The organism is Microbacterium sp. NPDC057741, assembly GCF_042798735.1.
GTDB lineage: Bacteria > Actinomycetota > Actinomycetes > Actinomycetales > Microbacteriaceae > Microbacterium.
This window is the reverse complement of sequence record NZ_JBHVJW010000007.1, coordinates 152,510-165,144: the sequence shown is the minus strand read 5'-3', so window position 1 is coordinate 165,144 and position 12,635 is coordinate 152,510. Positions and strand designations below refer to the sequence as shown.

Genomic DNA, 12,635 nt, shown 5'->3' with positions numbered 1-12,635 from the left:
ACGCGAGTGGCAGGATTGCCACCTCACGCAGGAAAACCGCCAAACTACGAGGTCGCGACCTGATGCATCGCCCGAGTGGCATCCGTGATGCTGCCCGAGAGCGACGGGTAGGCGGCGAACACGCGCGAGACCTGGTCTGCGGTGAGCCGACGCTCGACCGCGATCGCGATCGGGTAGATCAGCTCCGATGCCTTCGGTGCGACGATCACGCCGCCGATGATCGTGCCCGACCCGCGTCGGGCGATCAGCTTCACGAAGCCGTCGCGGATGCCCATCATCTTCGCCCGCGGGTTGGCGGCCAGCGGCAGCTTGTGCACGATGCCCTCGATCACGCCCTCCTGCACGTCCTTCTCGGAATATCCGACGGTCGCGATCTCGGGCGCGGTGAAGATGTTCGCGGTGATCCTGCGCTGCTCGAGCGGGATCACGATGTCGCCGAGTGCGTGGAACACCGCGGTGCGACCCTGCATCGAGGCGACGGATGCCAGCGGGAAGAAGTTCGTGCAGTCACCGGCGGCGTAGATGTTCGACACCGAGGTGCGGGCCACCTTGTTCACCCGGATGTGCCCGGACTCGGTCAGCTCGACTCCGGCCTGCTCCAGCCCGATGCCGCGCGTGTTCGGGATCGAGCCGACGGCCATCAGGCAGTGGCTGCCCTCGACGGTGCGGCCGTCGGAGAGCGTCACGACCACGCCGTCCTTGGTCTTCTCGACCTTGTCGGCACGCGACTTCGCCAGCACCTGCATGCCGCCGCGCTTGAACACGCGCTCCAGCACCGCTGCGGCGTCCTGATCCTCGCCGGGGAGCACCTGGTCGCGGCTGGAGATCAGCGTGACCTTCGCGCCGAGGTTCATGTACGCCGAGGCGAACTCCGCGCCCGTCACTCCAGACCCCACCACGATGAGGTGCTCGGGAAGCTGCTTCATGTCGTACAGCTGAGTCCACGTGAGGATGCGCCTGCCGTCGGGCTTGGCAGAGTCGAGCTCGCGCGGCGCGGCGCCCACCGCGACGACGATGGTGTCCGCCTCGACGCGGTCGAAGTCCGTACCGCCCTCAGCGGTCGACACCACGATCGCGTTGTGCCCGTCGAGCCGTCCATGACCGGACAGGATCTTGACCCCGGCATCCAGCAGGGCGGTGCGCATATCCTCGGACTGCTGGCCGGCGAGAGCCATCAGCCGCTTGTTGACGGCGGCGAGGTTGATCGCGATCTCGGGCTTGAGCGGCTTGCCGTGCTCGCCCTTCGCGTAGAACTGCACGCCGAGATCCGATGCCTCGGAGATCGCGACCGCGGCATCCGCCGTGGCGATCAGGCTCTTCGACGGCACGACGTCGGTGAGCACCGCAGAGCCGCCCACCCCGACGCGCTCGACCAGGGTGACATCCGCCCCCAACTGGGCCGCACCGAGCGCGGCCTCGTAACCACCGGGGCCGCCGCCGAGGACGGCGACGCTCTGCCTGTTCACGAAGGGGGAATGAGCCATGGGTACCATTCTCGCAGTACCCGCCGGACTGCCGCACACCGCCCGAAGCTGGCAGCGCGGCCCGCACATTCCTAGAGTGGTCTCATGCCAGACACTCTCACGAACCCCCTCGACGACCCGAACGCCAATCCGTTCGAGATCGCAGCACAGGCCGCCGCGGACATCGCGCGGTTGACCGGGGTCGATCATCACGACATCGCCCTCACGCTCGGCTCGGGCTGGGGCAAGGCCGCCGAGCTCATCGGCGAGACCGTCGCGACCATCCCGGCGACCGAGGTCACCGGTTTCTCCAAGCCCGCTCTGGAGGGCCACGTCGGAACGCTGCGCAGCATCCGCACCCCCGACGGCAAGAACGTGCTCGTGATCGGGGCGCGCACGCACTACTACGAGGACCACGGCGTGCGCCGGGTCGTGCACTCCGTGCGCACGGCCGCGGCGACCGGGGCGAAGATCATGGTGCTCACCAACGGCGCCGGTGGTGTGCGCGAGACGTGGAAGCCCGGTCAGCCGGTGCTGATCAGCGACCACATCAACCTCACGGCGGACTCGCCGCTCGAGGGCGCGACCTTCATCGACCTCACCGATTTGTACTCGCGGCGTCTCCGCGACGTCGCGCGCACCGTCGACCCGTCGCTCGACGAGGGTGTGTACACGCAGTTCCGCGGTCCGCACTACGAGACCCCGGCCGAAGTGCAGATGGCGAAGGCCATCGGCGGGCACATCGTCGGCATGTCCACGGCGCTCGAGGCCATCGCAGCCCGTGAGTCCGGCATGGAGATCCTCGGTTTCTCGCTGATCACCAACCTCGCCGCCGGCATCCAGAAGACGCCGCTCAGCCACGCCGAGGTGATCGAGGCCGGTCAGGCCGCCGAGCCGGTGATCTCGGCTCTGCTCGCCCGCGTGATCGAGGCGCTGTGAACACCGAACTGCTGGCCACCGCCCGCGCCTGGCTGCGACAGGATCCCGACTCGGAGACCCGCGACGAGCTCGCCGGCGTGATCACCCGCGCAGCCGACGGCGACGCCGCGGCCGCCGCCGATCTGGCCGACCGGTTCGCCGGCCGCCTCGCGTTCGGAACCGCGGGGCTGCGCGGTGCCCTCGGCGCCGGCAGCAACCGGATGAACCGGGTGCTGGTCTCCCAGGCCGCTGCGGGCTTCGCCGCCTATCTGAAGACCCGCTCAGCGGGGACGCCCTCCGTCGTGATCGGTTATGACGGCCGCCGCAACTCGCGCCGGTTCGCCCTCGACTCCGCCGAGCTCTTCGCCGGCGCCGGCCTGCGCGCGATCCTGCTCCCGCGGCTGCTGCCCACCCCGGTACTCGCCTTCGCGGTGCGGCACCTGGGCGCGGACGCCGGTGTGATGGTCACCGCAAGCCACAACCCGCCGAACGACAACGGCTACAAGGTGTACCTCGGCGGCGACGACGGCGGATCGCAGATCGTGTCGCCCGCCGACGCCGAGATCGCCGCGGAGATCCAGCGGGTGTCGGATGCCGGCGACGTCGGTGCGCTGCCGCGCTCCGACGCCTACGAGACCGCCGGGGAGGACCTGGTCGACGCCTACATCAGCGAGACCGCCGCCCTCGCGCCGGCGCCGCTGGGCGTGCAGGAGATGCGCTGGGTGTACACCGCCATGCACGGCGTGGGCTGGGAGACCTTCTCCCGCGTCGTGAAGAAGGCGGGCTACCCGGCGCCGCGCGTCGTCGAAGAGCAGCGCGAGCCCGATCCCACCTTCCGCACGGTGTCGTTCCCGAACCCCGAGGAGCCCGGCGCGATGGACCTCGCGTTCGAGCGCGCTCGCGCCGCCGACGCCGAGTTCGTCATCGCGAACGACCCTGACGCCGACCGCCTTGCGGTCGCGATCCCGGATGCCGCGGCCGCGGGTGGCTGGCGCCGCCTGACCGGCAACGAGGTCGGTCTGCTGCTGGGCCTGCGGGCCGCGAAGGCCGCCCAGGGCACCCCCGGTGCGTCGCTGGCATGCTCGCTGGTCTCCTCCCCGGGCCTCGGCGCGATCGCCGCAGCCCACGGCCTGGACTTCCATGAGACGCTCACCGGGTTCAAGTGGATCTCGCGGGCTCCTGGCATGGTGTTCGGCTTCGAGGAGGCGCTGGGCTATCTGGTCAACCCGGACACCGTGCGCGACAAGGACGGCATCTCCGCCGCGGTCGCGATGCTGGGTCTCGCCGCCGACGCCCGCGTGCGCGGCACGACGATCGCGGGTCTCCTGGACGAGCTCGCCGCCCAGATCGGGTGGTTCGCGAGCGGCCAGGTGTCCATCCGCGTGGACGACCTCACGGTGATCTCGGGGCTGATGGCATCGCTGCGTGAGGCGTCGCCCACTGCGTTCGGCGAGCGGTCCGTGGCATCCGTCGAGGACCTCGCGGCCGGAGCATCCGGCATGCCCGCCGGCGATGTGCTGCGCTACCGGCTCGCCGACGGGTCGCGCGTGATCGTGCGCCCCAGCGGCACCGAACCGAAGCTCAAGGTGTACATCGACGCCAGGGCCGACGATGCGGAAGCCGCGCACGCCGCCGTCGCCGACCTCGAGGCCGCCGTCCGGACCCTGCTGGAGGAGCGCTCGTAGTGCTGCTCACTCTGACCGCGGCGGTCACTGTGATCGCCGCGGTCATCCAGCGTGTCACGGGGCTCGCCTTCGTGCTCGTCCTGATCGGCCCCGTCGTCCTCGTCTACGGACCGGTCGAGGGCGTCACGATCGCCGTGCTCCTCGCCGTGGTCGCCTCGCTCTTCGCACTCCCCAGCGCCTGGCGAGAGGTGGACTGGCCGCCCACGCGGTGGCTGCTCGGCGCCGGCCTCGTGGCGGCTCCGCTCGGCGCGCTCACCGCGCTCGCGCTGCCCGATGCCGCACTGCTGCTGCTCATCGGGCTGATGGGCCTGCTCGCCCTCAGCGCACAGCGCCTCGGCGGCGTCGCACGGCACCTGCACGGACGGGGTGGCGCTGTCGGGGCCGGCGCCCTCGCCGGGTTCATGCATGCCTCGAGCGGACTGTCCGGCCCCGCGCTGGCGTCGTACGCTTTGGGCGACGACTGGCCGCAGCGGCGGTTCGCCGCGAGCGCGCAGGTGATCTTCCTGGGCTACGGGCTGGTCTCGGTGGCGCTCAGGGGTCTGCCCTCCTCGCCACCGGCCGACCTCGTCCTGCTGGGCGTCTGCACGGCCGCCGGGATGCTGCTCGGCGGTTGGCTGGCCCGCCGTATTCCCGTCGCCCTCGCCCGTCGCGTGATGCTGCTGTGCGCCTGGGCGGGGACGGTCGTCGTGCTCATTCGCGGCGTCGTCGCCCTGTTCGCCTGATCTGTTCCGAGTGCCACCGGTTTCGGAACCGGATTCCGCCCGGGTTAGGATCACTGAGACCGGGGGGCGACAGAAGCAGCACGTCGTCGTGCGGGAGAGACATGAAGAGATACGCCGTCATCGGCGCCGGCCCCTCCGGACTCGCAGCAGCCAGAGCGCTGCAGGCGCAGGGCATCACGGTCGAGGGATACGAGGCCTCGCACGACGTGGGCGGGCTGTGGGACATCCGCAATCCGCGCAGCACGATGTACGAGTCCGCGCACCTGATCTCGTCACGCACCACGACCGAGTTCACCGAGTTCCCGATGGACTCCGACGTCGACTACCCGGGGCACCGGGTGCTCAAGAAGTACTTCGACGCGTACGCGGACGAGTTCGGACTGCGCGCGCTGTTCCGGTTCGGCACGAAGGTCGAGCACCTCGCGCCTGCGCAGGACGGCGGCTGGAAGCTGCATGCCGCCGGGCTCGATCCGGTGCACTACGACGGTGTGATCCTCGCCAACGGCACGCTCGCCGAGCCGCACGTGCCGTCCTTCCCCGGCGACTTCGCCGGCAAGATCATGCACACCAGCGCCTACAAGAGCGCGACGCAGCTCAGTGGGAAGCGGGTGCTGATCATCGGCGCCGGCAACTCGGGGTGCGACATCGCCGTCGATGCGGTGCACCATGCGGCATCCGTCGACATGAGCGTGCGCCGCGGCTACTACTTCGTGCCGCGCTACCTGCTCGGAAGGCCGAGCGACCTGCTCAACCAGGGCCGTCCGCTGCCGGCCCGCATCAAGCAGGCGATCGACACCCGGGTGCTGAAGGCGTTCACCGGTGACCCGGTGCACTTCGGCTTCCCGCGGCCGGACTACCGCATCTACGAGTCGCACCCGATCGTGAACACGCTCATCCTGAACCATCTCGGGCAGGGCGACCTCCGCATCCGTCCGGGCATCGACCGGTTCGACGGGCACACCGTGCACTTCGCAGACGGCACCTCGGGCGACTACGACCTGATTCTGCTCGCAACCGGCTACACATTGGACTATCCGTTCGTCGACCGCGAGCATCTGCACTGGCAGGGCGCCGCGCCGCAGCTGTTCCTGAACGTCTTCCCTCCGTCGTTCAACGGCCTGTACGTGATGGGCATGATCGAGGCGTCCGGAATCGGCTGGCAGGGACGCTATGAGCAGGCCGAGCTGGTGGCCGCCTACCTCGCCGCCGAGGAGCACTCACCGGAGCGCGCGCGGAGGTTCCGCGAGCGGGTCACCGGATCACCGTGGCCCGACCTGACCGGCGGATACCGCTATCTGGCGCTGGACCGGATGTCGTACTACGTGAACAAGCATGCCTACCGCACGGCGGTGCGCAAGCAGAAGAAGGCCCTGGAGAAGGCATGAACGTCGACGACGTGGTCCTGAACTTCACCCCCGGCACGCTGATGATCCTCAACGTGGTGCTGGGGCTCATCATGTTCGGCATCGCGCTGGACACCGCGCCGCGCGACTTCCGCGTGGTGGCGAAGCATCCGAAGCCCTTCGCGTTCGCGATCATCGCGCAGCTGCTCCTGCTGCCGATCGTGACGTTCGTGCTGACGCTGGTGCTGCCGGTGACGCCGTCGATGGCCCTCGGCATGCTGCTCGTGGCGTGCTGCCCTCCCGGCAACATCTCCCAGGTGCTCACGCACCGCTCCGGCGGCAACGTGGCGCTGTCGGTGTCGCTCACCGCCGTCGGCAACCTCATCTACATCGTCGCGATGCCGCTCAGCATCGCGTTCTGGGGCTCGCTGCACCCGAAGGCGCGCACCCTGCTGCACGCCGTCGAGCTGAACCCGTGGCAGATGCTGCTCGAGATCGTGCTGATCATCGGCGTGCCCTTCGCCATCGGCCTGCTGCTCCGCGCGAAGACTCCCCGGTTCGCCGCGAAGGTGCAGCCGTTCGTGCGCTGGTTCAGCCTGATCGCCCTGCTCGGCTTCATCGTCGGCGCACTGGTGGGCAACTGGGCGGTGTTCATCAGTGTGATCGGCACCGTCCTGCTCGTGGTCGCCGCGCACGACGCGGTGGCGCTCGCGCTCGGCTACGGCACGGCTGTGGCCGGCCGGATGGGCACCAGGGAGCGCAAGGCTCTGACGTTCGAAGTCGGCATCCGCAACTCCGGGCTGGGCCTTGGCATCGTGTTCGCCTTCTTCGGCGGCCTCGGCGGCATGGCCGTGGTCGCCGGCTGGTGGGGCATCTGGGACATCATCGCCGGCCTGATCGTCGCGGCGCTCTGGGCCGCCCACACGAAGCGCCGCACAGGCTCGGCGACCGGCGATGCCTCGCGGCACGCGGCCGCCATCGCCCCGAACGCAGGAGAACCCGCATGACCCGCGTACTCGTCACAGGTGGAGCCGGCTTCCTCGGTTCGCACGTGACGGCGCTGCTGGCGCAGCATCCCGCCGTGGAGCTCGTCGTCAGCGGCGACCTGCGCGCCTCCTCCGTCGCCGGGGTCGTCTCCGAACCCTTCGACGTCACCGATCCCTCCTCGCTGTCTCCGGTCCTGCAGAAGCACCGGATCGACACCGTGGTGCACCTGGCCGCGATCGTCAACCCCGGCCGCGACGTCGCCATCGAATATCGCGTCGACGTGGACGGCTCGGCGAACGTGCTTGCCGCCTGCGTCGAGGCGGGTGTGCGACGCCTCGTGGTCTCCTCCTCCGGCGCCGCCTATGGCTATCACGCTGACAACCCCGAGTGGATCACCGAGGACCAGCCGCTGCGCGGCAACGACGCCTTCCCGTACTCCAGGCACAAGCGGCTGGTCGAGGAGATGCTCACGGACGCCCGCACCGCGCATCCCGAGCTCGAGCAGGTGATCTTCCGGATCGGCACGATCCTCGGGCCGACCGTGCACAACCAGATCACCGCGCTCTGGGACGGCAGCCGGCTACTGCGCATCGCCGGATCGGACTCGCCGTTCGTCTTCGTCTGGGTGGATGATGTCGCCGGTGCGATGGTGCGCGCCGCGACCGGCGGGCCCGCCGGGATCTACAACGTCGCAGGCGACGGCCGGATGACCGTCCCCGAGATCGCCGCGCGCCTGGGCAAGCCGATGCTGACGATCCCCGCATGGGCTCTGTCGACCGGCCTGCGCGTCGGCCGGATGCTGCACCTGACCGAGCACGGCCCCGAGAAGGTGCCCTTCCTGCGCTGGCGCCCCGTCCTCGCGAACGACCGGCTGAAGCGCGACTTCGAGTACACGCCTGTCCTGAGCACGCGCGAGGCGTTCGAGGAGTACCTGCGCACCCACCCCGGCATCGCCCGAGGATAGCCTGGAGCGATGCCGAAGAAGCGCGGGAGGCGGGCCCTCCGCTGGGTGCTGTGGAGTCTGCTCGGAGTGGTCGTGCTGGTGGTCGGCGGAACCGTGATCTGGAGTCAGGTCGGCGTCATGCAGGCCGAACCCGGGCCGCTCGCCGCGGCGGAGGCGAACCCGGCGCTGACTGTCGACGACGAGGCGCCGGAGGGCATCGTGCTCTCACCCGCCGACGGCCGCTCCGACGTCGGCCTGGTGTTCGTCCCCGGTGCGAAGGTGCAGCCCGAGGCATACATCGCCAAGCTGCAGGATCTCGCCGCCGCGGACGGGATCACCGTCGTCATCACCAGACCGTGGTTGAATCTCGCCTTCTTCGACCTGCGCGGCCTGGACGCCTTCACCTCGGCCGCGCCGAGCATCGACACCTGGATGGTCGGCGGGCACTCCCTCGGCGGCGTGCGCGCCTGCCAGCTGGCGCCGGACGCCGACGCCCTGGTGCTGTTCGCGTCGTACTGCGCGAACGACCTCGCGGACTCCGACCTTCCCGCACTGAGTCTGTCCGGCAGCGAGGACGGCCTCTCCACCCCGCAGAAGATCGCGGATGCGCGGCACCTGCTGCCCGAGGATGCCGAGATGGTCGAGATCGCGGGCGCGTCGCACGCCTCATTCGGCGATTACGGGCCGCAACCGGGCGACGGCACACCGACGATCTCCGACGTGGACATGCGCGCGCAGCTCACCGAGCACATCGGGCCGTTCTCCGACGCGCTGCGCTGATCGGCGTCCGGGAAGGACCCGCTCAGCCGAGCACGTCGTCCAGGAGGGGATGCAGGTGCCGTGTGCGCAGCACGGTCGACGCGGAGCGTGCTCCGGCGGCCAGTGCGTCCGGCAGCGCGGCGCCCTCCAGGTGCGCGTGCAGCACTCCGGCGAGGAACGCGTCGCCGGCGCCGTTGGTGTCGAGCACCTCGGCGGGCACGGCGGGGATGCTGTGGACGCTTCCCGCGGCATCCACCGCAACGGCGCCCTCCGCGCCGAGAGTGCAGACGGCGAACGACGCGCCGGCAGCCACCGTCGCGCGCAGGAACGCGACCGGGTCACCCAGCCGGTCGGCGTTGCAGAACACCGCATCCGCCGCGGCAAGGAACGGCTGGTGGAACTCCGCGTCGCCGTCGTAGTCGTGCACGTCCACCCAGATGGGCCGGCCGGAGCGCTGCGCCAGCGGAAGCAGACGCAGTGGCTCGGCGGCGAGGTCGAGCACCAGCACGTCGGCATCCGCCATCGCAGCCGCCAGGACCTCGTCGCCGGCACCGTCCGCGGCATCGGGTGACGCGAGGTAGAGCGACACGCGCTCCCCCGCCCTCGTCATCAGGTTGAGATGCCTCTCGGTCGCACCGTCGGCCCACAGCGACGGCACCCCTGCGTCCGCCAGCGCGGAGCGCACCCGCGTGCCCGGCTCGTCTGTCGCGCTGATCGCGTAGAGCAGCACGGGGCGGCCGAGAGCGGTCAGGCTCAACGCCTTGCCTGCGCTCGTGCCGCCGACGGTCTCCCAGGAGTCCTCGGCGAACTGCATGTGCGGCACCGGCTCAGGGAGCCGATCGAGCACGACGAGGGAGTTCCACGAGGCGGGGCCGGCGATGAAGACGGAGCTCATCACCCCACCCTGGCAGAACTCAGCGGTCGAAGCCCTCTGCGATGATCTCCACGAGCTCCTCGCGCTCCTCGACCGGCAGGAACGCCGCCGAGGCGGCATTGAACTGGAACGTCTCCAGATCCTCCAGGTCGTAGCCGAACGCGTCCACCAGCAGCGCGAGCTCGCGCGTCAGCGACGTACCGCTCATCGTGCGGTTGTCGGTGTTCACGGTGACCGCGAAGCCGAGCTGGTAGAGCAGGTCGAAGGGGTGGTCGGCCAGGTCGTCGCCCCACAGCGCGGATGCTCCGGTCTGCAGGTTCGACGACGGCGACAGCTCCAGCGGGATCTCCCGGTCGCGCACCCAGCGGGCGAGGTCGCCGAACTGCACCTGCACCTCGTCGCCCTCATGGTCGATGACCTGCAGGTCCTCCGCGATGCGCACGCCGTGCCCGAGGCGCAGGGCGCGGCCGTCCAGCAGCGCGGAGCGGATGGATGCCGGCCCAGCGCCCTCTCCCGCATGCACCGTCACGGGGAAGAACTCCCCGGCCAGGTAGTCGAACGCGTCACGGTGGGCGGCGGGGAGGAAACCGTCCTCCGGACCGGCGATGTCGAAGCCGACGACGCCGCGACCGCGGTACGACACGGCGAGCTCGGCGATCTCGCGGGTGCGATCGTCCTGGCGCATTGCAGACAGGATCTGGCTGACGCGGATGCTGCGGCCTGCGGCATCCGCCTCGTCCTCGCCCTCCTCGATGCCGCGCTGCACGGCGTCGACCGCTTCGGTCAGGGACAGGCCGCCGGCCAGATGCTGCTCCGGCGCCCAGCGCACCTCACCGTAGATCACGCCGTCGGCAGCGAGGTCGGTGACGAACTCGCGCGCCACACGCGCCAGCGCGTCGGCGCTCTGCATGACCGCGGTGGTCAGCGCGAAGGTCTCGAGGTACTTCGGCAGCGAACCGGAGTCGCTCTGCTTCGAGATCCAGCGCCGCAGGGCGGCGGCATCGGATGCCGGGGCGCTCACGCCGTGCGCATCCGCCAGCTCGAGGATCGTCTCGGCGCGAACACCGCCGTCGAGGTGGTCGTGCAGCGAGACCTTAGGCAGGCCGCGCAGCGAGGCGCCCTGCACGCGGACGTCACCGTTCTGGTCGATGGTCATGTCGTCGTCCCTCCAGGGAAGCGTTCGGTTCAGCGGTGCGTTCGGTTCAGCGGTGCGTTCGGTTCAGGCGGTGATGCGCTCGCGCACCAGCGGGCCGGATGCCGGGGCCTCGGCCCCGACGGCCCAGGCGCCGTCCAGCGCCTCCAGTGCGCGGGCGAACCGCGCCGGGTCCTCGGCGGACAGCGTGAACACCGGCTGCCCGGCGGCCACGGCCTCGCCCGGCTTGACGTGCAGGTCGATTCCCGCAGCGTGGATCACCGGGTCCTCGGCGCGTGCGCGCCCGGCACCGAGGCGCCACGCGGCGATGCCGAAGGGCAGCGCGTCCATGCGGGTCACGACGCCGTGCTCTGGCGCGGTGACGACATGGGTCTCGCGCGGCGTCGGCAGCGCGGCATCCGGGTCGCCATCCTGCGCGCGGATCATGGCCTTCCACTGGTCCATCGCGCGACCGTCGTCCAGCGCGGCCTCGACGTCGGCGTCCGGCTGACCGGCCAGCGCGAGCATCTCGCGCGCCAGCGCGACGGTCAGTTCGCGCACGTCGGCGGGGCCGGCGCCGGCGAGCACCTCGACGGACTCCCGCACCTCGTTGGCATTGCCGATGGCGAGGCCGAGGGGCACGTTCATGTCGGTCAGCAGCGCGGTCGTGGCGACGCCGGAGTCGGTGCCGAGCGCAACCATCGTGCGGGCCAGCTCGCGGGCGCGGTCGATGTCCTGCATGAACGCCCCTGAGCCGAACTTCACGTCCAGAACAAGTGCGTCCGTGCCCTCGGCGATCTTCTTCGACATGATGCTCGAGGCGATGAGCGGGATCGCCTCGACCGTGCCGGTGACGTCGCGCAGCGCGTAGAGCTTCTTGTCAGCGGGAGCGAGCCCGGAGCCGGCGGCGCAGATGACCGCGCCGACCTCGGACTTCATCTGCGCGAACATCTCCTCGTTCGACAGCGCCGCGCGCCATCCGGGGATCGACTCGAGCTTGTCCAGGGTGCCGCCGGTGTGTCCGAGGCCTCGGCCGGAGAGCTGCGGCACGGCCACGCCGAACACGGCGACCAGCGGGGCGAGCGGCAGCGTGATCTTGTCGCCCACACCGCCGGTGGAGTGCTTGTCGACGGTGCGCTTGCCGAGGGCGGCGAAGCTCATCCGCTCCCCCGTCGCGATCATCGCGTCGGTGAGCACGCGGATCTCGTCACGCTCCATGCCGCGCTGGAACACGGCCATCGCGAACGACGCCATCTGCGCGTCGGAGACGTAGCCGCGCGTGTAGGCGTCGACCATCCAGCGCAGCGCGTCCTCGCGGACGACCCCGCCGTCGCGCTTCGCGCGGATGACGTCGACGGCGTCGAAGGGCTCGATCGCCTCCTGAGACTGACGAAGGGTCATCGGACGTCCTCCAGATCAGCCGGACCGAAGCGGTCGGGCAGCACTTCGTCGATCGTCCGGATGCCTGCCACCGTCTCGAGCAGCATCCCCGGCGTCGCGTGCTCGGAGAGCAGCTGACGGCAACGGCCGCACGGCATGATCGTCTTCCCGTCCACGTTCACGCACACGAACGCCACGAGCTTGCCGCCGCCTGACATGTGCAGGTCGCCGACCATCGCGCACTCCGCGCACAGCGTCACGCCGTAGGAGGCGTTCTCGACATTGCATCCGGCGACCACGCGGCCGTCGTCGACGAGCGCGGCTGCACCCACCTTGTAGCGCGAGTACGGCGCGTACGCCTTCTGCATCGCTTCGGTCGCGACCTGACGCAGGTCGTCCCAGTCGATGTCGGTCATCTCGTTACGTCCT

Annotated in this window: 12 protein-coding genes; 7 read left to right on the top strand and 5 right to left on the bottom strand. The window is 70.3% G+C overall.

What is annotated here, in order from left to right:
* Positions 1-44 precede the first annotated feature (44 nt).
* Positions 45-1,484: an NAD(P)H-quinone dehydrogenase gene (locus ACFVDO_RS18540; RefSeq protein ID WP_378857414.1), complete on the bottom strand. Its 1,440-nt coding sequence runs from the start codon at positions 1,482-1,484 to the stop codon at positions 45-47.
* 84 nt (positions 1,485-1,568) lie between these two features.
* Here ACFVDO_RS18540 and ACFVDO_RS18535 point away from each other — a divergent pair, with 84 nt between their 5' ends.
* From ACFVDO_RS18535 to ACFVDO_RS18505, 7 genes are all read left to right on the top strand, one after another.
* Positions 1,569-2,402, top strand: coding sequence for a purine-nucleoside phosphorylase (locus tag ACFVDO_RS18535; RefSeq protein WP_378857412.1), 834 nt, complete (start codon positions 1,569-1,571; stop codon positions 2,400-2,402).
* Entirely contained in the window at positions 2,399-4,066 is a 1,668-nt protein-coding gene (locus ACFVDO_RS18530; protein ID WP_378857410.1) for a phospho-sugar mutase, read from the top strand. The genes ACFVDO_RS18535 and ACFVDO_RS18530 overlap by 4 nt, the downstream gene beginning before the upstream one ends.
* The gene (locus ACFVDO_RS18525; protein WP_378857408.1) at positions 4,066-4,788 is read left to right on the top strand and encodes a TSUP family transporter; all 723 of its coding nucleotides are present in this window, start codon (positions 4,066-4,068) and stop codon (positions 4,786-4,788) included. Before ACFVDO_RS18530 ends, ACFVDO_RS18525 begins: the two co-directional genes overlap by 1 nt.
* 101 nt (positions 4,789-4,889) lie before the next feature.
* The gene (locus ACFVDO_RS18520; RefSeq protein ID WP_378857406.1) at positions 4,890-6,173 is read left to right on the top strand and encodes a flavin-containing monooxygenase; all 1,284 of its coding nucleotides are present in this window, start codon (positions 4,890-4,892) and stop codon (positions 6,171-6,173) included.
* A complete protein-coding gene (locus tag ACFVDO_RS18515; RefSeq protein WP_378857404.1) occupies positions 6,170-7,138 on the top strand; it encodes a bile acid:sodium symporter family protein in 969 nt (322 codons plus the stop codon). Before ACFVDO_RS18520 ends, ACFVDO_RS18515 begins: the two co-directional genes overlap by 4 nt.
* On the top strand, positions 7,135-8,082 hold the full coding sequence (locus tag ACFVDO_RS18510; protein WP_378857402.1) for an SDR family oxidoreductase: 948 nt from the start codon (positions 7,135-7,137) through the stop codon (positions 8,080-8,082). The genes ACFVDO_RS18515 and ACFVDO_RS18510 overlap by 4 nt, the downstream gene beginning before the upstream one ends.
* A 9-nt stretch (positions 8,083-8,091) precedes the next feature.
* Positions 8,092-8,841, top strand: a complete 750-nt coding sequence (locus tag ACFVDO_RS18505) for an alpha/beta hydrolase (protein WP_378857400.1) — start codon at positions 8,092-8,094, stop codon at positions 8,839-8,841.
* Positions 8,842-8,863: 22 nt separating this feature from the next.
* Here ACFVDO_RS18505 and ACFVDO_RS18500 read toward each other — a convergent pair whose 3' ends face one another.
* The 4 genes from ACFVDO_RS18500 to ACFVDO_RS18485 form a co-directional block, all read right to left on the bottom strand.
* Positions 8,864-9,715 (bottom strand): carbohydrate kinase family protein, encoded by an 852-nt coding sequence (locus ACFVDO_RS18500; RefSeq protein ID WP_378857398.1) that lies wholly within the window; start codon positions 9,713-9,715, stop codon positions 8,864-8,866.
* A gap of 19 nt (positions 9,716-9,734) precedes the next feature.
* Positions 9,735-10,850, bottom strand: a complete 1,116-nt coding sequence (locus ACFVDO_RS18495; protein WP_378857396.1) for an adenosine deaminase — start codon at positions 10,848-10,850, stop codon at positions 9,735-9,737.
* A 63-nt stretch (positions 10,851-10,913) separates the two neighbouring features.
* On the bottom strand, positions 10,914-12,227 hold the full coding sequence (locus tag ACFVDO_RS18490; RefSeq protein ID WP_378857394.1) for a thymidine phosphorylase: 1,314 nt from the start codon (positions 12,225-12,227) through the stop codon (positions 10,914-10,916).
* Positions 12,224-12,622, bottom strand: a complete 399-nt coding sequence (locus ACFVDO_RS18485) for a cytidine deaminase (RefSeq protein ID WP_378857392.1) — start codon at positions 12,620-12,622, stop codon at positions 12,224-12,226. Before ACFVDO_RS18485 ends, ACFVDO_RS18490 begins: the two co-directional genes overlap by 4 nt.
* Positions 12,623-12,635 lie beyond the last annotated feature (13 nt).

What these genes read in the sequence shown, in the direction of transcription:
- ACFVDO_RS18540 (WP_378857414.1), bottom strand. Translation starts at nt 1,484, where the DNA reads ATGGCTCATTCCCCCTTCGTGAACAGGCAGAGCGTCGCCGTCCTCGGC.
- ACFVDO_RS18535 (WP_378857412.1), top strand. Translation starts at nt 1,569, where the DNA reads ATGCCAGACACTCTCACGAACCCCCTCGACGACCCGAACGCCAATCCG.
- ACFVDO_RS18520 (WP_378857406.1), top strand. Translation starts at nt 4,890, where the DNA reads ATGAAGAGATACGCCGTCATCGGCGCCGGCCCCTCCGGACTCGCAGCA.
- ACFVDO_RS18515 (WP_378857404.1), top strand. Translation starts at nt 6,170, where the DNA reads ATGAACGTCGACGACGTGGTCCTGAACTTCACCCCCGGCACGCTGATG.
- ACFVDO_RS18510 (WP_378857402.1), top strand. Translation starts at nt 7,135, where the DNA reads ATGACCCGCGTACTCGTCACAGGTGGAGCCGGCTTCCTCGGTTCGCAC.
- ACFVDO_RS18505 (WP_378857400.1), top strand. Translation starts at nt 8,092, where the DNA reads ATGCCGAAGAAGCGCGGGAGGCGGGCCCTCCGCTGGGTGCTGTGGAGT.
- ACFVDO_RS18500 (WP_378857398.1), bottom strand. Translation starts at nt 9,715, where the DNA reads ATGAGCTCCGTCTTCATCGCCGGCCCCGCCTCGTGGAACTCCCTCGTC.
- ACFVDO_RS18495 (WP_378857396.1), bottom strand. Translation starts at nt 10,850, where the DNA reads ATGACCATCGACCAGAACGGTGACGTCCGCGTGCAGGGCGCCTCGCTG.
- ACFVDO_RS18490 (WP_378857394.1), bottom strand. Translation starts at nt 12,227, where the DNA reads ATGACCCTTCGTCAGTCTCAGGAGGCGATCGAGCCCTTCGACGCCGTC.
- ACFVDO_RS18485 (WP_378857392.1), bottom strand. Translation starts at nt 12,622, where the DNA reads ATGACCGACATCGACTGGGACGACCTGCGTCAGGTCGCGACCGAAGCG.